General features: G+C 69.8%; 16 protein-coding genes. 11 read left to right on the forward strand and 5 right to left on the reverse strand.

The window, feature by feature from the left end; genetic code table 11:
- Positions 1-41 precede the first annotated feature (41 nt).
- The 4 genes from IWH25_RS02560 to argS are packed head-to-tail and all read right to left on the reverse strand — an operon-like array spanning position 42 to position 3,897.
- Positions 42-836 carry an SDR family oxidoreductase gene (locus tag IWH25_RS02560; RefSeq protein WP_238998977.1) on the reverse strand — a complete coding sequence of 265 codons (795 nt, stop codon included), beginning with the start codon at positions 834-836 and terminating at the stop codon, positions 42-44.
- Positions 837-841: 5 nt separating this feature from the next.
- Positions 842-1,486 carry a thiol:disulfide interchange protein DsbA/DsbL gene (locus IWH25_RS02565; RefSeq protein ID WP_203387798.1) on the reverse strand — a complete coding sequence of 215 codons (645 nt, stop codon included), beginning with the start codon at positions 1,484-1,486 and terminating at the stop codon, positions 842-844.
- 11 nt (positions 1,487-1,497) lie between these two features.
- Positions 1,498-2,082 (reverse strand): SPOR domain-containing protein, encoded by a 585-nt coding sequence (locus IWH25_RS02570; RefSeq protein WP_238998978.1) that lies wholly within the window; start codon positions 2,080-2,082, stop codon positions 1,498-1,500.
- 42 nt (positions 2,083-2,124) lie between these two features.
- Positions 2,125-3,897, reverse strand: a complete 1,773-nt coding sequence (argS, locus tag IWH25_RS02575; RefSeq protein ID WP_203387800.1) for an arginine--tRNA ligase — start codon at positions 3,895-3,897, stop codon at positions 2,125-2,127.
- Positions 3,898-4,011: 114 nt separating this feature from the next.
- On the opposite strand from argS, the gene ubiB reads away from it, so the two are divergent.
- From ubiB to IWH25_RS02630, 11 genes are all read left to right on the forward strand, one after another.
- Positions 4,012-5,535 (forward strand): ubiquinone biosynthesis regulatory protein kinase UbiB, encoded by a 1,524-nt coding sequence (ubiB, locus tag IWH25_RS02580; RefSeq protein WP_203387801.1) that lies wholly within the window; start codon positions 4,012-4,014, stop codon positions 5,533-5,535.
- Positions 5,536-5,590: 55 nt separating this feature from the next.
- Positions 5,591-6,040, forward strand: a complete 450-nt coding sequence (locus IWH25_RS02585; protein WP_203387802.1) for an HIT family protein — start codon at positions 5,591-5,593, stop codon at positions 6,038-6,040.
- 81 nt (positions 6,041-6,121) lie between these two features.
- The gene (locus IWH25_RS02590; RefSeq protein WP_203387803.1) at positions 6,122-7,243 is read left to right on the forward strand and encodes a beta-ketoacyl-ACP synthase III; all 1,122 of its coding nucleotides are present in this window, start codon (positions 6,122-6,124) and stop codon (positions 7,241-7,243) included.
- Positions 7,244-7,370: 127 nt separating this feature from the next.
- Complete coding sequence (locus IWH25_RS02595; RefSeq protein WP_203387804.1) at positions 7,371-8,873, forward strand: high affinity choline transporter 1; 1,503 nt, start codon at positions 7,371-7,373, stop codon at positions 8,871-8,873.
- Positions 8,874-8,909: 36 nt separating this feature from the next.
- Positions 8,910-10,004 (forward strand): ABC transporter ATP-binding protein, encoded by a 1,095-nt coding sequence (locus tag IWH25_RS02600; protein ID WP_203387805.1) that lies wholly within the window; start codon positions 8,910-8,912, stop codon positions 10,002-10,004.
- The gene (locus tag IWH25_RS02605) at positions 9,979-10,833 is read left to right on the forward strand and encodes an ABC transporter permease (protein WP_203387806.1); all 855 of its coding nucleotides are present in this window, start codon (positions 9,979-9,981) and stop codon (positions 10,831-10,833) included. The genes IWH25_RS02600 and IWH25_RS02605 overlap by 26 nt, the downstream gene beginning before the upstream one ends.
- Positions 10,830-11,615 (forward strand): ABC transporter permease, encoded by a 786-nt coding sequence (locus IWH25_RS02610; protein ID WP_203387807.1) that lies wholly within the window; start codon positions 10,830-10,832, stop codon positions 11,613-11,615. The genes IWH25_RS02605 and IWH25_RS02610 overlap by 4 nt, the downstream gene beginning before the upstream one ends.
- Positions 11,612-12,673, forward strand: coding sequence for a polyamine ABC transporter substrate-binding protein (locus IWH25_RS02615; protein ID WP_203387808.1), 1,062 nt, complete (start codon positions 11,612-11,614; stop codon positions 12,671-12,673). The genes IWH25_RS02610 and IWH25_RS02615 overlap by 4 nt, the downstream gene beginning before the upstream one ends.
- Before the next feature lie 55 nt (positions 12,674-12,728).
- Entirely contained in the window at positions 12,729-13,601 is an 873-nt protein-coding gene (locus IWH25_RS02620) for a PAS domain-containing protein (RefSeq protein WP_203387809.1), read from the forward strand.
- Between the two features lie 26 nt (positions 13,602-13,627).
- The gene (locus IWH25_RS02625; protein ID WP_203387810.1) at positions 13,628-16,264 is read left to right on the forward strand and encodes a bifunctional acetate--CoA ligase family protein/GNAT family N-acetyltransferase; all 2,637 of its coding nucleotides are present in this window, start codon (positions 13,628-13,630) and stop codon (positions 16,262-16,264) included.
- A 30-nt stretch (positions 16,265-16,294) separates the two neighbouring features.
- Complete coding sequence (locus tag IWH25_RS02630) at positions 16,295-17,533, forward strand: HD-GYP domain-containing protein (RefSeq protein WP_203387811.1); 1,239 nt, start codon at positions 16,295-16,297, stop codon at positions 17,531-17,533.
- Here the strand turns inward: IWH25_RS02630 and IWH25_RS02635 are convergent.
- Positions 17,509-19,020 carry a YdgA family protein gene (locus tag IWH25_RS02635; RefSeq protein ID WP_203387812.1) on the reverse strand — a complete coding sequence of 504 codons (1,512 nt, stop codon included), beginning with the start codon at positions 19,018-19,020 and terminating at the stop codon, positions 17,509-17,511. The two genes, IWH25_RS02630 and IWH25_RS02635, sit on opposite strands and share 25 nt — an antisense overlap.
- Between the last annotated feature and the right edge of the window lie 292 nt (positions 19,021-19,312).

Below are 19,312 nucleotides of genomic sequence, written 5' to 3' on the forward strand. Positions count from 1 at the left end.
CAATCTCTTGATCGGTCAGGCGCGGATTATAAGGACAAAAATCAAAGCCGCGGCTTGCGCGGCGCAGCGACGAAGAGGCGGTCGTAAGCCCAGTTCGGCAACAGGCGCAGCAGCTTGGCGACCACCCCCATCTGCCACGGAATCACCGCGTAGCTGGTGCCGCGCGCGATCGCCGCGGCGAAGCGGCGCGCCGCCGCGTCGGCCGGCAGCAGGAAGGGCATCGGGTAGGGGTTGATCTCGGTCATCGGCGTGTCGATGTAGCCGGGAGCGATGGTCACCACCTGGATCCCGTACGGCCGCATCTCCAGGCGCAGGCTCTCCAGGTAGGCGATCGCCGCCGCCTTCGACGCGCTGTAGGCCTCGGCGCCGGGCAGGCCGCGGATGCCGGCGACCGAGGCGATGCCGACCAGGCGGCCGCCCCCACCGCCGGCGCGCAGCGGCCCGATGAACGGCGCGAAGGTCGCCGCCATGCCGTAGACGTTGGTGTCCATGATGCGGCGGAACACCGCCAGGTCTTCGCTGTGCTCGGTCAGCGTGCCGGCCGACACCCCGGCGTTGGCGATCACGATGTCCGGCGCACCGAAGCGGGCGACGAAGTCGGCAGCGGCCGCGGCCAGCGCCGGCGCATCGGCGACGTCGAGCGGATAGGTCGCGTGTTCGCCGGGCAAGGCCGCCGCCAGCGCGGCGAGCGCGTCGGCGCGGCGCGCGGCGAGACCGAGCACGGCGCCCTCGGCGGCGTAGTGGCGGGCGAGCGCGGCGCCGATGCCGCTCGAGGCGCCGGTAAGAAAAACCCGCAGCGGGCTGCGGGTTTCCGGTGACGCGGGAACGGCCGGCACGCGGCTTACTTTTTCTTCTCGCTGCGCGCCTTGGCGATCACCTTGTCGGTGCGCGCGAGCAGTTCCTCGTAGCTCTTGATGCCCTCGTTCAGCACCATGTAGCGGCCGTCGACGGCGATCGCCGGGACGCCCTGCACCTTGTAGGCCTGGGTCATCTGGTCGGCGCGCTTCATCTTGCTCTGCACGCCGAAGGAGCCGAAGGCGTCGGCGAACTTCTTGCCGTCGACGCCCTGCTGCACGGCGAACTGCATGATCGTCGCCTCGTCGTAGAGCTTGACGCCCTTCTCGTGGATCGCCTGGAAGGCGGCGTTGTCGAGGCGGCCGAGCTCGCCGATGACCTCGGCGGCGTAGTACAGCTTGCCGATGTTGGCCCACTGCGCGCGGCCGAAGGACACCGGCACGCGCTTGAAGACGACGTCGGCCGGCAGCTTCGCCGCCCACTTGCTGATCAGCGGGTGGAAGTCGTTGCAGTGCGGACAGCCGTAGGAGAAGAACTCGATCACTTCGATCTTGGCCGGATTCTCGCTCGCCTGCGCCGGTTCGATCGGCACGTAGTCGCGGCCGGCGGCGACCTGCGCCTGCGCCGAAGCGGAAATCATCAGGGCCGCGGCAAACCCGGCCAGCAACGAAACGAAAGTGCGCTTGTGCATCGTTCTTCTCCTTAATCCTTCTTGGCTACGGCCGCCTCGATCCCCTGCTTGGCGAGTTCGGAGCGGACCCGGTTGACGTCGTCGATCTTCGCATACGGCCCGAGGCGGACGCGGTACCACACCTTGTCCTGCACCATCACCTGCTGGATGGCGGCCTCCATGCCCAATAACGCGAGTTTCGCCTTCTGGTTGTCGGCGTCGCCCGGATTCTGGAACGAGCCGGCCTGCAGGTAGATGCTCTCCTTGCCGGCGGCTTCGACTTCCTTGCCTTTCGCCTCCTTCGGCTCCGGCGCCGCGGGGTCGACCTTGGCCTCGGCCTTGCCCGGCAGGATGTCGTAGAACTGGAAGCGCTTCTCCGGCACCGGATCGCCCGGCTTGCCCGGCAGCGGCGCCGGCGCGCCGTTGGCCGCGGGCACCGCCTTGGCGCCGTTGCCCGTCGCCGGCACGGCGACCTGCGGCTTGAACGGCGCCGGCATCTTGTTGATGTACCAGACGACCGCCGCCGCCCCGACGATGCCGAGGACGAGGCCGACGAACAGGCCGACCAGCGTGCCGCCGGCCGACTTCTTCTTCGCCGGGGCGCGTTTGGGTTTCATGTCGCGGCTCATTGCGTGGGGCTTCCTTGCGTTAGCGAATGCTTACATCGATTCCGGGCACGAGACGCCGAGGATCGCCATGCCGTTCCTGATCGTCCGGCGGACGGCGGCAGCGAGCGCGACGCGCGCATCCTTCAGCGCGGCATCGTCGACCAGCATGCGCTCGGCGTTGTACCAGCTGTGGAACTCGGCGGCGAGGTCCTTCAGGTAGAAGGCGATGCTGTGCGGCGCCAGGTCGGCGGCGGCGGCCTCGATCACTTCCCGGAACTCGGCCAGCTTGGCGGCGAGCGCCAGCTCGCGCGGGCTGTCGAGGCGGCCGAGGTCGGCCTTGGCCAGCTCGGCCTCGTTGCCGCCGGCCTCGGTCCAGGCGTTCAGCACCGAGCAGATGCGGGCGTGCGCATATTGGATGTAGTAGACCGGGTTTTCGTTCGACTGGCTCTTGGCGAGGTCGAGGTCGAAGTCGAGGTGCTGGTCGGACTTCCTGAGCACGTAGAAGAAGCGGCAGGCGTCGTTGCCGACCTCGCGGCGCAGGTCGCGCAGCGTCACGAACTCGCCCGAGCGGGTCGACATCGAGGCCTTCTGGCCGTTGCGGTAGAGCACCGCGAACTGGACCAGCGCCACGTGCAGCTTGGCCGCGTCGAGGTCGAGCGCCTGCAGCGCGCCGGTGACGCGCGGGATGTAGCCGTGGTGGTCGGCGCCCCAGATGTTGATGACCTTGTCGAAGCCGCGCTCGAACTTGTTCAGGTGGTAGGCGATGTCCGACGCGAAATAGGTGTAGAGGCCGTTCTCGCGCTGCACGACGCGGTCCTTCTCGTCGCCGAAGGCGGTCGAGCGGAACCACTTGGCGCCGTCCTGCAGGTAGATGTGGCCGGCCTTCTCCATGCGCTCGATGCAGCGGGCGACGAGCCCGGTGTCGTAGAGCGCCTTCTCCGAGAACCAGACCTCGAAGTGCACGCCGAACTCCTCGAGGTCGTCGCGGCAGTCGGCGAGCTGCTCGGTCAGCGCGTGGTTATGCACGTAGGCCCAGTCCTCGCCGAGCAGCGTCTTGGCGTTGGCGATCAGCGCGTCGAGATGCAGCTCGCGCTGGTTCTTCGCCTCGTCGTCGGCGCGCGCGGCGTCCGGCAGGCCGGGGGTGTTGGCGAGCACGTCGGCGGCCTTCTTCACGTACTTGTCGCGGTGCGCCAGCTGCATCTGCTTGGCCATGCCGCGCACGTAGTCGCCCTGGTAGGCGTTCGGCGGGAACGGCAGGTGCTCGTTGTGCAGCTCCAGGTAGCGCAGCCAGGTCGACAGGCCGAGGATGTCCATCTGCCGGCCGGCGTCGTTCACGTAGTATTCGCGCGTCACGTCCCAGCCGGCGAAGGCGAGCAGGCTGGACAGCGAGGCGCCGTAGGCGGCGCCGCGGCCGTGGCCGACGTGCAGCGGGCCGGTCGGGTTGGCGGAGACGAACTCGACCTGGATCTTCTGCTTGCCGCCGGCCGTCGAGCGGCCGTAATCGGCGCCGGCGGCGAGCACGTCGCCGACCACCTTCAGCTTGGCGGCGGGCTTCAGCGTGAAGTTGATGAAGCCAGGGCCGGCGATCTCGGTCTTCTCGACCCAGGGCGAGGCCGGCAGTTCGGAAACGAGCAGCTGCGCGACGTCGCGCGGCGAGCGCTTCATCGCCTTGGCGATCTGCAGCGCGAGATTGCTGGCAAAGTCGCCGTGCGACGCCTGTTTCGGGCGGTCGAGAACGATGGCCGTGTCGGCGGCGTCGGGCGCGACGCTCTGCAGCGCCGCCTTCAGCAGCGCGGCGATATGGGTGCGGAGATCCTGAGTCATGAAGCCGGGGAAAATTGCCAAAGCGGCGATTATACGCGCTTCCGGGACCCGGCGAATCCGTGTAAATTCGCGGTTTTCCTGCATTTTTCGCCGTTTTCCGGCGCCGCACCCACCTTGCGCCTCTTCCGCCTCGCCAAGATCCTCGCCGTCTCCAGCCGCTACGGGCTGGACGAGATGCTGCTCGAACACGAACCTTCCGGCCGGCTGGCGGCGATTTCGCGCGCATTACATTTCTGGCGCCGCTTCGACGAGCCGGAGGCGGTTCGCCTGCGGAAGGCGCTGGAGGCGCTGGGGCCGATCTTCGTCAAGTTCGGGCAGGTGCTGTCGACGCGCCGCGACCTGCTGCCGCCGGACATCGCCGACGAACTCGCCAAGCTGCAGGACCGCGTGCCGCCGTTCTCGTCGGCGCAGGCGCTGGCCGAGGTCGAGAAGGCCTACGGCAAGCCGGCGTCCGAAGTCTTCGCCGAATTCAGCGCCGAGCCGGTGGCCAGCGCCTCGGTGGCGCAGGTGCACCTCGCGCGGCTGCCCGACGGCCGCGACGTCGCGGTGAAAATCCTGCGCCCGAACATGCAGGGCGTCATCGAGCACGACCTGGCGCTGATGGACACGCTCGCCGGTCTGGTCGAGAAGGTCTGGTCGGACGGCAAGCGGCTGAAGCCGCGCGAGGTCGTCGCCGAGTTCGCCAAGTACCTGCGCGACGAGCTCGACCTGATGCGCGAGGCGTCGAACTGTTCGCAGCTCAGGCGCAACTTCGAGGGCTCGACGCTGCTTGTCGTTCCGGAAGTCTACTGGGACTGGTGCACCGCGTCGGTAATGGTCATGGAGCGCATGCGCGGCATCCCGATCAGCCACCGCGACGCGCTGGTCGCCGCCGGCGTCGACCTGAAGGCGCTGTCGCGGGCCGGCGTCGAAATCTTCTTCACGCAGGTCTTCCGCGATGGCTTCTTCCACGCCGACATGCACCCCGGCAACATCTTCGTCGCCACCGAGGGCGAGAAGCACGGCCGCTACATCGCGCTCGACTTCGGCATCGTCGGCACGCTGACCGACACCGACAAGAACTACCTGGCGCAGAACTTCCTCGCCTTCTTCCAGCGCGACTACAAGCGCGTCGCGCAGGCGCACGTCGAGGCCGGCTGGGCGCCGGCGGACACCCGCGTCGACGAGTTCGAGGCGGCGATCCGCGCCGTCTGCGAGCCGATCTTCGACCGGCCGCTGAAGGAAATCTCGTTCGGCAAGGTGCTGCTACGCCTGTTCCAGACCTCGCGCCGCTTCAACGTCGAGATCCAGCCGCAGCTGGTGATGCTGCAGAAGACGCTGTTGAACATCGAGGGCCTCGGCCGCCAGCTCGACCCCGACCTCGACCTGTGGAAGACCGCGAAGCCCTTCCTCGAGCGCTGGATGAGCGAGCAGCTCGGCTGGCGCGGCGTGAAGAGGAACCTCGCCGCCGAGGCGCCGAACTGGGCGCGCACGCTGCCGCAACTGCCGCGGTTGGTGCATCAGGCGCTGTCGCGCCCGCCGGCGGCCGACCTGTCGCCGCTCTTGGCCGAAATCGCCGCCGGCCAGCGCCGGCAGAACTGGCTGCTGGCGGCGATCGCCGCGCTGCTCGCCACGGCGCTGGCGCTGCCCTACTTGTAATCGGCCGCCGCCGGCGCCAGACTGCGGGCCTCCCCTGCCCTTGCGAGGTGCTGCCATGCCGCTGTCGACCGTTCCCGCCGCGCCCGGCCAGTGCATCTTCTGCCGGCTGGTCGCCGGCGAAATCCCCGCCTCGCGCGTCTACGAGGACGAACAGACGATCGCCTTCATGGACCTCGGCCAGCTCAACCCCGGCCACACCTTGGTCGCCGTCAAGCGCCACGCGGCGACGCTGCTCGATCTGACGCCGGACGAGGCCGCCGCCGCGATGCGCACCGCGCAGCGCGTCGCGCAGGCCGTCGCCGCCGCCTTCGACCCGCCCGGAATCACGCTGCTGCAGGCCAACGGCAGGGAGGGCGAGCAGACCGTCTTCCATTTCCACCTGCACGTCGTGCCGCGCCATGCCGGCGACGGCGTCGGCCTCGCCTGGCCGCGCAAGGACCCGCCGCGCGAGCTGCTCGAAGGCTACGCCGAGCGCCTGCGCCGGGCGCTGGCGTCGGCGGGCTGACGCCCCCGTCCGCCGCCGGGGTCGCCGGCGGGCGGTGCCTGTGCTATCTTCGCCGCCACACAATTTAAACGGTCGTTTGATATGCACAACGTCGTCATCAGCGGCACCGGCCTGTGGGTCGCGCCCAACGTCATCGGCAACGACGAGCTCGTCGCCGCCTTCAACGCGTACGCACAGCGCTTCAACGCCGAGCACGCCGACGCGATCGCCGCCGGCACCGTCGCCGCGGTGCCCGAATCGTCGGCCGAGTTCATCGAGAAAGCGTCCGGCATCAAGCGCCGCTACGTCGTCGACAAGGCCGGCGTGCTCGACCCGGCACGGCTGCGCCCGAAATTCGACCCGCGCCCGGACGACCAGCTCTCGCTGCAGGCCGAGATCGCGGTGGCGGCGGCGCAGCAGGCGCTCGCCAGCGCCGGCCGCACGGCGGCGGACATCGACCTGGTAATCTGCGCCGCGTCGAACATGCAGCGCCCGTACCCGGCGCTGGCGGTCGAGATCCAGGACGCGCTCGGCGCCGGCGGCTACGCCTTCGACATGAACGTCGCCTGCTCGTCGGCGACCTTCGGGCTGGAGCAGGCGATCAACGCAGTGAAGACCGGCACCGCGCGCGCCGCGCTGGTCGTCGATCCCGAGATCTGCTCGGCCCACCTCGCGTGGCAGGACCGCGACTGCCACTTCATCTTCGGCGACGTGTGCACGGCGATCGTCGTCGAGCGCGCCGACGCGGCGAGCGCGGCCGACCGCTGGGAAGTGCTCGGCACCCGGCTCGCGACCCGCTTCTCGAACGCCATCCGCAACAACGCCGGCTTCCTCTCGCGCTGCGAGGACCGCGACCCGGCCGAGCGCGACCAGCTGTTCCGCCAGGAAGGGCGCAAGGTGTTCAAGGAGGTCTGCCCGATGGCCGCCGAGCACATCGCCGGCCATGTCGCTTCGCTCGGCTTCGAAACGACCGGTATCCGCCGCTACTGGCTGCACCAGGCCAACCTGGCGATGAACCAGCTGATCGGCAAGCGCCTGCTCGGGCACGAGGCGTCCGCCGACGAGGCGCCGGTGATCCTCGACGAGTTCGCCAATACCGCGTCGGCCGGCTCGATCATCGCCTTCCACCGCCATCGCGCCGACCTCGCGCGCGGCGACGTCGGCGTGATCTGCTCGTTCGGCGCCGGCTACTCGATCGGCAGCCTCGTCGTACGCAAGGCCTGAGGCTGCCGGCGCACCATCGGGGTGCGGAAAAAAGCGTCAAGAACCAGTGACTTGTCGCATATAATCGCCCCCGTTCGAAAGGGGGCCGCCGGGGTGCCTCCGGGCATTCATGGGGGAACGCCAGACCATGCTGATCTGGTTCGTAGTGATCTATCTGATGGTGTCGATCGGCATCGGCCTCTACGCCGCGACGCGCGTGCACAACGCCAAGGACTTCGCGGTCGCCGGCCGCCACCTGCCGACGCCGGTGGTGATGGCCACGGTCTTCGCTACCTGGTTCGGCGCCGAGGCGATCTTCGGCGTCTCCGCCACCTTCGTCAAGGAAGGTCTCGGCGGCGTCGTCGCCGACCCCTTCGGCTCGTCGCTGTGCCTGATCATCGCCGGTTTCTTCTTCGCCACCAAGCTGTACCGGCTGAACATCCTGACCCTCGGCGACTACTACCGGATGCGCTACAACCGCACCGTCGAGGTGCTGACGACGCTCGCCATCGTGATCTCCTACCTCGGCTGGGTGTCGGCGCAGATCAAGGCGCTCGGGCTGATCTTCAACTTCGTCACCGACGGCGCGGTCAGCCAGGAAATGGGCATGGTCCTCGGCGCCGCGATCGTGCTCACCTACACCACCTTCGGCGGCATGCTCTCGGTCGCCATCCTCGACTTCGTGCAGATGGGCGTGATCATCGCCGGCCTGCTCTACATCGCCTCGGTCGTCGCCGACATGACCGGCGGCGTCGCGCCGGTGGTCGAGCACGCGGCCGCCGCCGGCAAGCTCGACTTCTTCCCGCCGGCCGACCCGTGGCTGTGGCTGACCTTCCTCGGCGCCTGGGTGACGATGATGCTCGGCTCGATCCCGCAGCAGGACGTCTTCCAGCGCATCACCTCGGCGAAGAGCCCGAAGGTGGCGATCGCCGGCTCGCTGCTCGGCGGCTCGATCTACTTTTTCTTCTGCTTCGTGCCGATGTTCATCGCCTACTCGGCGACGCTGATCGACCCCGAGCTGTTCAACACGCTGATCGCCGAGGATTCGCAGCGCGTGCTGCCGACGCTGGTGATGCAGCACACGCCGCTCTTGGCGCAGGTGATCTTCTTCGGCGCGGTGATCTCGGCGATCATGAGCTGCTCGGCGGCGACGCTGCTGGCGCCGCCGGTGTCGTTCGCCGAGAACATCGTGCGCGGCTTCTTCCCGGGCATGAGCGACCACCACTTCCTGCGCGTGATGCGCGTCACCATCCTCGTCTTCGCGCTGTGCGTGCTCGCCTACGCGCTCAACTCCGAGCTGTCGATCTTCCACATGGTCGAGTCGGCGTACAAGATCACGCTCGCCGGCGCCTTCGTGCCGCTGTTCTTCGGCGCCTTCTGGAAACGCGCGACGACGCAGGGTGCGCTGGCCGCGATCTTCGGCGGCATCGGCGCCTGGCTGCTGGTCGAGCTGCTCGTCGGCGAGGGCAGCCCGGTGCCGCCGCAGCTGATCGGCCTCGGCGTCTCGATGCTCGGCATGATCGCCGGCTCGCTGCTGCCGCAGTGGGTCGGCAAGGGCGCGCCGGCGGCCGACGTGCACGCCGCGCTGCACCATCACGCCGCGTCGGAAACCCACCACGTCGCGACGCCGCCGCACCACCACGAGCGCTGACGGATGACGTCGGGCTGATCTACACTGAGAGCAGCCATGACGATCCTCGACATCCGCAACGTCACGCGCCGCTTCGGTGAACTGAAGGCCGTCGACGACGTCTCGCTGACCATCGAGGCCGGCGAGTTCTTCACGCTGCTCGGCCCTTCCGGCTGCGGCAAGACGACGCTGCTGCGCATGATCGCCGGCTTCGACGAGCCGGACGAGGGTGAATTGTTTCTCGACGGCCGGCCGCTGGCCGGCATCCCGCCCGAGCGGCGGCCGGTGCATACGGTGTTCCAGAGCTACGCGTTGTTCCCGCACATGACGGTCGCCGAGAACGTCGTCTTCCCGTTGCAGATGGCCGCTACGCCGGGCGACGAAAGCCGCCGCCGGCTCAAGGAAACCCTCGAACTGGTGCACCTCGCCGACAAGGCCGGGCACTACCCGCACGAGCTCTCCGGCGGCCAGAAGCAGCGCGTCGCGCTGGCGCGCGGGCTGATCAACCGGCCGCGCCTGTTGCTGCTCGACGAACCGCTCGGCGCGCTCGACGCCAAGCTGCGCGAGCAGATGGAGCGCGAGCTGATCGCGCTGCAGCGCGAGGTCGGCATCACCTTCGTCTTCGTCACGCACTCGCAGCAGGAGGCGCTGGCGCTGTCGCACCGCATCGCGGTGATGAACGCCGGCCGCGTCGAGCAGGTCGACATTCCCGAACAGCTCTATGGCTTCCCGAAGAACCGCTTCGTCGCCGACTTCATCGGCACCATCAACCTGATCGACGTCGCGGTCAAGGAAGCCGGGACGCACCACCTGCTGCTCGCCGCGCCCGGCATCGGCGACATCCACGCACCGCCGGCGGCGGACGCGCGGCCCGGCGCGCCGGGAGCCTTCGCGCTGCGCCCGGAGCAGATCCGCGTCGTCAGCGCAAAGGCGGCGGCCGAGCTGAAGAACCACTTCCCCGGCCGCGTACGCAGCTATCTCTACCTCGGCGACGTCACCGTCTACAAGGTGGCGATGGGCGCCGACGGCGACGGGGCGGTGATCGAGGCGCTGCAGGCCAACGCCGCGCCCGGACGCGCCAAGTTCCACGAGGTCGGCGACGCGGTCAGCGTCTGCTGGCGCCACGATGCCGGAATCTACCTGCCGGGCTGACCCCCGCGCGCGCGCCGACCGGGCGACGAAATGGGCGGTCTGCCTGCCGCCCGCGCTGTTCCTGATCGTCTTCTTCCTGCTGCCGTCGCTGATCATGGTCGCCGCCTCGTTCCGCCAGCCCGGCGAGTTCGGCGGGCTGGCACCGCTGCTCGTCGACGGCCGGCCGCAGCTGACGCTGGAGACCTACCGCTTCTTCGCCGGAGACCTGATCTACGCCGAGATCTTCCTGCGCTCCTTCGCCGTCGCCGGCGCCAGCACGCTGCTCTGCCTGCTGCTCGCCTACCCGCTGGCGCTGCTCATCGCGCGCAGCCCGCGGAAGCGGCGCGACCTGCTGGTGCTGCTGGTGATCCTGCCCTTCGCCAGCAACTTCCTGATCCGCGTCTACGCCTGGATCATGCTGCTCGGCCCGGCCGGACTGCTGTACTCGCCGGTCGCGGTGATCGTCGGCATGGTCTATGTGCACCTGCCGTTCATGATCCTGCCGCTGTACACCAACCTCGAGAAGCACGACCCGGCGCTGCTCGAGGCGGCGCAGGACCTCGGCGCCGGCGCCTGGACGCGCTTCTGGCGGATCACCTTCCCGCTGTCGCTGCCCGGCATCTGGTCCGGCGCGGCGCTGGTCTTCATCCCGGTGCTCGGCATGTTCGCCGTTCCCGAGCTGCTCGGCGGCACCGGCGACCTGCTGGTCGGCAACCTGATCAAGGAGCAGTTCCTCGACAACCGCGACTGGCCGCTCGGGTCGACGCTGTCGATCCTGCTCACCATCGCCGTGCTGGCGCTGGCGGCGTTCGCCGCGCGCGCCGGCCGCCTGCGCGGGAGGGCGTCGTGAAGCGCGGACGCTGGCTGTGGGCGGCCGCGCTCGCCGTCTATGCCTTCCTCTACGTGCCGCTGGCGGTGGTCGTCCTCTTCTCGTTCAACGACTCGGCGCTGAACGCCGAATGGGTCGGCTTCACCACGCGCTGGTACGCGAAGCTCTTCGCCGACGACGAGATGCTGCGCGCCGCCGGCAACTCGCTGCTGATCGCCGTGCTGTCGGCGGCCGCCGCGACGCTGCTCGGGACGATGGCCGGCATCGCCATGCACCGCTGGCCGAGCGGACTCACCCGCCTCCTGCCCGTCCTCGTGCTGACGCCGGTGGCGATGCCGGAAATCCTGCTCGGCGTCTCGCTGCTGCTGTTCTTCCGCCAGGTGCTCGACCTCACGCTCGGTTTCTTCTCGATCCTCGTCGCGCACATCACCTTCTCCATCGGCTTCGTCGCCATCGTCGTCCGCGCGCGGCTGGCCGGCATGGACGAGAGCATCTTCGAGGCCGCCCGCGATCTCGGCGCAACGCCGTGGCAGACCTTCCGCCGCATCACGCTGCCGCTGATCCTGCCCAGCGTCGTCGCCGGCTACCTGATGAGCTTCACGCTGTCGATCGACGACTTCGTGATCACCTTCTTCGTCGCCGGCGTCGGCGTCACCACGCTGCCGCTGCAGATCTATTCGATGATCAAGGTGGCGGTGACGCCCGAGGTGAACGCGGTGTCGACGCTGCTGATGGCGCTGACGCTGACGATGATCGCGCTCGCCTCGCGGCTGGCGCCGGACCTGCTGAAGGCGAAATCATGAGGGGGTTCGCCGCGCTGCTCGCCGCGCTGCTGCTCGGCCCGGCCTTCGCCGCCGAACCGACGCTGTACCTCTACAACTGGAACAACTACATCAGCGACGAGACGCTGGCGCGCTTCGAGGCGCACTGCCGCTGCCGCGTGAAGCAGGACTACTACTCGGACAACGAGGAGATGCTGGCCAAGCTGGAGGCCGGCGCAACCGGCTACGACCTGCTGGTGCCGACCGGCAACGCGGTCGAGGCGCTCCTCCGCCGCGACGCGCTGCGCCCGCTCGACAAGGCGCGGCTGCCGCACTTCGCCAACCTCAAGCGCGAATTCCTCGACGCCTGGTACGACCCTGGCAACCGCTACGCGGTCCCCTACGCGACCTCGATCACGCTCATCGGCTACAACGCGACGAAGCTGGCCGAGCTCGGCCTGCCGACCGATACCTGGGCGCTGATCTTCGAGCCGCGACACCTGGCGAAGATCAGGGGTCGCATCACCGTGCTCAACAGCCAGCGCGAGCTGATGGCGGCGGCGATGCGCTACCTCGGCCATTCGGTGCAGGACACCGACCCGGCCAAGTGGGACGCGGCGAAGCGCCTGATCATCCGCGCCAAGCCGTACTGGGCGACCTTCTCCAACAGCACCTACATCAAGGACCTGGCAATCGGCAATATCTGGGTCGCCCACGGCTACTCGAACGACATGTTCCGTGCGCAGCAGGACGCCCTCGCCGCGAAGCGGCCGTTCGCGATCGGCTTCGCGACGCCGAAGGAGGGCGCGGTGCTGGCGGTCGACAACTTCGTGCTCCACAAGTCCGGCCGCAACCCCGAGCTGGCGCACGCCTTCATCGACTTCATGCTCGACGGCCGCAACGCCGCCGACGTCTCCAACCTGATCGGGGCCGGCAATCCGAACGCCGCGGCGACGCCCTACCTGGACGCGGCCATCGCCGCCAACCCGGCGATCTTTCCGGGGCCGACGGAAATGCACCGGCTGGAGATGCTGCGCGACTTCGACGCCACGCTGCGGCGCACGCTGTCGCGGATGTGGACGGAGATCAAGGTGCGCTGAGCGGAGCGCCTTGCGGTAAGATTCGACGAAACAACCGCCTCAGGGGAGGGCCGCCATGACCGACGCCGCGCTGATCGACGCCGCACGCATTCTCGACGGCAGCCCGGTGCCCACCTTCGTCATCGACAGCAGCCACGTCGTCGTCTACTGGAACGAGGCGCTGGCGAGGATTTCCCGCATTCCCGCCGCCGAGGTGCTCGGCACGCACCAGCAGTGGCGCGCGTTCTACCCCGCGCACCGGCCGGTGATGGCCGACCTGGTCGTCGACGGCAGCGATCGGAGCCTGCTCGAGAAGTTCTACCGCGGCCGCTACCGGCGCTCGCCGCACAACCCGGACGCCTGGGAATCCGAGGACTTCTTCCCGCACTTCGGCGACGGCGGCCGCTGGCTGGCCTTCTCGGCGGCGCCGATCCGCAACGCCGACGGCCAGGTGGTCGGCTGCGTCGAGACGCTGCAGGACATCAGCGAGCGCAAGGAGGCCGAACTCGCGCGGCGCGAGGCCGAGCGCCGGCTGAACGAGATCGTCGCCGGCAGCCCGGTGGCCACCTTCGTCATCGACGCGCAGTGCCGCGTCACGCACTGGAACCGCGCCTGCGAGGCGCTGACCGGCGTCGGCCATGACGAGATGATCGGCCGCGACGACGTCTGGCGCGCCTTCTATCCGTACGAAACGCGCCGCGTCGTGCTCGCCGAGATGATCGTGCGCGGCGCCCGCGAGGCTGAGGTCAGCGAGCGCTACACCGGCCACGCGCGACCGTCGAAGCTGGTGCCCGGCGCCTTCGAGGCACGCGACTTCTTCCCGAGCTTCGGCGCCGGCGGGCAATGGCTGCACTTCATGGCGGCGCCGCTGCACAACCTCTCCGGCGACGTCGTCGGCGCCATCGAGACCCTGGTCGAGCTCGGCGGGGAGACGCCGGTCGACGCCTGACGCGCGGCCCCCGCCGCCCACCCGCCATGACCACCGGTCGCACCCCGCTGCACCCCTTCCTCGAACCGCGCTCGATCGCCGTCTTCGGCGCCAGCCCGCAGCCCGGGACGCTTGGCCACGGCCTCGTGCGCAACCTGCGCGACGGCGGCTACCGCGGCCGCCTGCACCTGATCTCCGACCGCCATGCCGAAATCGACGGCACACCCTGCCTGCATAGCCTGGACGAGGCGCCGCAGCCGGTCTCGCTGGCGGTGATCGCCACTCCCGCCGCCAGCACTCCCGAGATCATCGACGCCTGCGGGCGGCACGGCATCCGCGCGGCGGTGATCCACGCCGCCGGCCTGCGCGAGGACGACGCGCGCAGCGCCGGCACGGCGGCACGCCTGCGCGCCGCCGCCGCGCGCCACGGCATCCGCCTGTTCGGACCGAAGGCCTTCGGCTACATCCTGCCGCACGCCGGCCTCAACGTCTCGCCGCTGGCGAAGCCGGTGCCGGCCGGCAACCTGGCGCTGGTGACGCAATCGGCGGCGGTCTGCTCGCACATCCTCGACTGGAACCAGAACGACGAGTTCGGCTTCTCGGCGATCTTCGCGCCGGGCGAATCGGCCGACATCGAGCTGCCGGAGATCCTCGACCACCTCGCCGGCGACCCGAAGACCGAGGGCATCCTGCTCTACCTCGAAGGCCTGCGCGACGCGCGCGGCTTCCTCAGTGCGCTGCGTGCGGCGGCGGCGGTGAAGCCGGTGATCGCGGTGAAGGCCGGCAACTATCCGAGCTCGGCGCGCATCGCCGAGATGCACAGCGGCGCCCGCGTCGGCCGCGACGACGCCTTCGACGCCGCGCTGCGCCGCTGCGGCGCGCTGCGCGTGCGCGCGATCGGCGACATGTTCTCGGCGGCGCGGGCGCTGACGACGCCGCGGAAGCCGCGCGGCAACCGGCTGGCGATCGTCGCCAACGGCGGCGGACCGATGGTGATGGCCGCCGACCAGGCGGCCGAGCTGGGCATCGCGCTTGCCGAACCGACGCCGGCGACCTGCGAGCGCCTGCGCGGCATCGACCCCTTGAGCTGGTCGGACGGCAACCCGCTCGACCTCGGCTTCGACGCGACGCCGGCAAAATTCGTCACCGCGATCACCGCCTGCCTCGCCGACCCGCTGGTCGACGGCGTGCTCGCGGTGCTGACGCCGAACAGCATCGCCGACCCGCAGGCGGTGGCCGAGGCGACCATCGCCGCCGCGGCCGGCGCCGACAAGCCGGTCCTCGCATGCTGGCTGGGCGAGGTCGAGGCGCGGGCGCCGCGCGGCACCTTCGCGCGCGCGCGCTTCCCGGTCTTCCGCACGCCGGAGAACGCGGTCGCCGCCTTCGCCTTCATGGTGAACTGGGTGCACGGCCAGGCACTGCTGCTGGAGACGCCGCCGGCGCTGTCGTCGTACTCGCCGCCGGACACGCGCGCCGCGCGCGGCATCGTCGAGAACGCGCTCGACGCCGGCCGCCGCAGCCTGACGCCGGCGGAGGCGAAGGCGGTGCTCGCCGCCTTCCACATCCCGGTATCGCCGACGCTCGCCGCCGACACGCCGACCGAGGCGGTCAATATCGCCAACCATCTCGGCTACCCGGTGGCGATGAAAACCACCGCCGGCGACACCCGCCTGCACCTGCGCTCGGCGCCCGAGGTCGCGCTCGCCTTCCGCGAGCTCGCCGCCCGCGGCGGTTCGCCGGTGCTGCTCGAACCCTACGTGCACAAGCCGCAGGGCCGCCAGCTGTCGATCGCGATCCGCCCGGACCGGGTGTTCGGACCGATGATCACGCTGTCCGAGGGCGGCATCGCGCCGGAGATCTACAACGCACGCTCGATCGGCCTGCCGCCGCTGAACCCGCGCCTGGTCGGGGCGATGCTCGGCGTCCCCTACGTCGCCCGGTTGCTCGGCCCGCTGAAGGGCAAGGCGGCGGTCGCCGAGGCGCCGCTGCGCGAGATCCTGCTGCGCGTCTCCGAGCTGGCGAGCGAGCTGCCGTGGGTGCGCGCGCTCGACATCGGCGCGCTGATCGCCGACGCCGACGGCGCCATCGCCGTCGATGCGGCGATCGACATCCAGCCGCTGCCTGCCGCCTGCGGCCAGGACCGCTACGGGCACATGGCGATCTGCCCCTACCCGGCGCAGCTCGAAGGCGAATGGACGCTGAAGGACGGCAGCCGCTGCACGATCCGGCCGATCCGCCCGGAGGACGCGCTGCCGCTGCAGGACTTCGTGCGCGGGCTGTCGTCGCGCAGCAAGTATTTCCGCTTCTTCAACACGGTCAGCGAGCTGTCGCGCCACCAGCTCGCCCGCTACACGCAGATCGACTACGGCCGCGAGCTGACGCTGGTGGTCTGCGCCGAGCGCGAAGACGGCAGCGTCCTGCTCGGCGAGGCGCACTACGCGGTGCTGCCCGACGGCGAAACCGGCGACTTCGCGGTGGTGATCGCCGATGCGATGGCCGGCCAGGGACTCGGTTCGCGGCTGATGCGCTGCCTGATCGACGCCGCCCGCGTGCAGGGGCTGCGCCGGCTGCGCGGGCAGGTGCTGGCCGACAACGAACCGATGCTCGGCCTGATGGAATCTCTCGACTTCGTCGTCAGTCTTACCGACGACGAGAGCACGGTGGAAGTCACCCGCCCGCTCTGACCCCGGCCACCGACGACACCCCCGAAACCCATGCCGAAAACCCCGATCGACCGCCTGCAGCCTGGCGTCTTCATCTCGCTCGCCGAAGTCGGCTGGATCCGCCATCCGTTCATGTTCAACGAGTTCCGCATCGCCAGCGAGAAGCAGATCCAGGCGCTGCAGGCGATGGGGCTGAAGGAGATCGCCTGGGACCCGGCGCGCAGCACCGCGCAGCCGCTGCCGGCCGCCGCGCCGGCGCCGGCCGAGGAGGATTTCGGCAGCCTCGCGCTGTCCGGCATGCTCGACGAGAAGAAGGCGCGCATCGCGCGCGTCCGCCAGCGGCGCGAACAGTTCGCCCGGCGCGAGCGCGAGTACGAGAAGGAGGCGGTGGCCGCCGGCGAGATCCTGAAATCGATCGCCGGCCGCCCGAACGACATGCACCCGCAGGCGAGGAGCCTGGTCGGGCGCCTCGTCGGCGGCCTGATCGGCGCCGAGAACGACATCATCCAACTGGTGCACAGCAAGAGCAAGGACGCCGGGCCGGCCTTCCACGCGATGAACGTGACCGTGCTCTCGCTGCTGCTCGGCAAGGCGATGGGGCTCGGCGAGGAGGAGCTGAAGGCGCTCGGGCTGGGCGCGCTGCTGCACGACGTCGGCAAGTCCGAGGTGCCGCCGCGCATCCTGCGTGCGGCCAGCCGGACGCAGCCAGAGGAGGACTTCTACCGCGCCCACGTCGGCTACGGGATCAAGGCGGTGGCCGGCGTGCGCGACCTGCCGCTAGCGGTCAGGAACGTGATCGCGTGCCACCACGAGCACTTCGACGGCAGCGGCTTTCCCAACAAGCTGGCCGGCGACAAGATCCCGAAGCTGGCGCGGCTGGTGGCGATCGCCAACCGCTACGACAACCTGTGCAACCCGTTCGACCTGAAGCAGGCGAAGACGCCGGCGGAAGCGATCGGGCAGCTGTTCCGGAACGAGGCAGCGCGCTTCCAGCCGGAGGCGCTGCAGCTGTTCGTGAAGACGCTCGGCGTCTATCCGCCGGGCAGCTTCGTGCAGCTCTCGAACGGCGCCGTCGGCCTGGTCATCGAGGCCGATTCGCGCGACCTGCTGCGGCCGACGCTGATGCTGCACGACGCCGACGTGCCACGCGCCGAGGCGATCCTGCTCGACCTGCGCGACACCGACCTGAAGATCGCCGGCGCGGTCAGCCCGGCGGCGCTGCCGGTGGCGGTCGTCGAATACCTGGCGCCGCGCGGGCGCATCGACTACTTCGTCGAAGGCGCCGGCTGAGCGGCGCCGGGCGCGCCGATCGCCAGCGGGTCGAGGGTCTGCCCGTTCACCGTCAGCCGGCCGTTGCTGAACGCCAGCGTCGAGCGCAACAGGCTGCCCTCGCGCACGACGAAACCCTGCGCCATCAGTTCGGCGACGCGCTGCCGCAGCAGTGCGCCGCGCTGCGCGGCGGGATCGACCAGCACACCGGTCGCCGCCTCGCCCTCCGGCGCCGCCGCCGGCCCGGCGACCTCGCCGAGCAGCCCTTCCGGCAGCGCGATGTCGGCGCTGGCGTCGAGCTTGGCGAGCAGCAGCAACGGGTTCGACACATCCTGTGCCTGCAGGTCCTTGAGGCGGACGCGGGCGGCCAGCGCGGCGTCGCCGTGCGGGCTGCGGAAGCTGATGCGGTCGACGCTCAGCTCCGGGCCGTGCTTGAGCAGCTCGAGTGCCGGCTTGGCGAGCGGGGCGAACAGCCGCGCCGGTTCGGCCTGCGCCGCCAGCTGCAACTCGGCGTCCGACGACAGCCGCAGCAGTTCGCGGTAGAGCGCGGCGGCGGTGCGCGCGTGCAGGTGACGCAGCGAGAAATCGTAATGCGCCGGCCCGTAGTCCTTGCCGTCGATGCGCAGCGACTCGCTGCCGAGGCGGCCGATCAGGTCGATGAATTCGCCGTTGACCGGAATCTCCGCCTCGTAGCTGACCCGCCGCGCCTCGACCGGTTCGCCGCCCGACTCGCCGGCGGCGACGGCCAGGCGGGCCACGGTCAGCCGCTGCGCGCCGGAGTAGAGCAGCGGATCGTCGTCGAAGACGCGCTGCTGCGAGCCCTCCAGACGCATCTCGGCCAGCGTCAGCTGGCCGCCGCGGCTCCCCTTCAGCTCCAGCTTCGGCGCCTCGGCACGAATGCTGTAGCGGCGCATGCCCGGTGCAAAGTCGACGTGCATGCTGAGCCCGCCCCAGGCCAGCGTGTTGTGCCCGGCCCCCTCGCTCGCCTGCCAGTGCGTCGAGAACGCCGGGCTGGCGAGCGTCGACGTGCCGCTGCCGTCGAAGCGGTATTCGCTGCGCACCTGCAGCGGTTTCTGGTCGCCGAGCACGCCCTCGACCTGCTTCTGCAGTTCGCCGGCGAGCACCAACTCGCTGTCGACGCTCGCCGCGGCGAAGCTGCGCAACCCGGGGAAGGGGCCGTGCTTGATCCGCGAACGGACGGTCAGCAGGATCGGCCGCACCGGTGGCAGCTGGACGCCGGGATTGGCGGCGATCGCCTCCTGCCGCTGCCGGGCGATCGCCTGCGTGACGTTGCCGAGCAGCTCGACGGTCAGCGTCTCGGTGGCCGAAAACAGGCCGCGCTGGTAGTCGCGGCTGACGATCTTCACTGACGGGTTGTCGTCGAGCAGGCGGTAGTTCTGCGCGATCGCCGTCTCGACCTGCTGGCCGACGATCCAGGCCGTCGCCGGGTAGGCCAGGGCCAGCGTGAGCGGCACGGCGGCGAGCGCGACGGCAGTGTTCTTGTTCATTCGGCGGGTCTCCTTGTATGCGGGGCTCCGTGGCGGCGGCGGGAGATCGGCGGCGCGGCGCAGCAGCAGCCCGCCGTTCTCCTCCCGTGTTCGCGGATTCCTGTTCTTGTCGTGATGGCGAAGCGTGCGAACGCATGACTCTAAGGTCCCGGGAAGCTTCGGTCAATATGACTTTCGTATAAACCGGAATAACAGAAAATGCTTGTGTTACGCGGGTTCGATGCAGTTCCGTAGCGCCGTATCACGTCGCCACGCCGGCGTCATCGGCGGCATCCTGAACAAAAAAACCGCC

The organism is Azospira restricta (genome assembly GCF_016858125.1).
Classification (GTDB): Bacteria; Pseudomonadota; Gammaproteobacteria; order Burkholderiales; family Rhodocyclaceae; genus Proximibacter; species Proximibacter restrictus.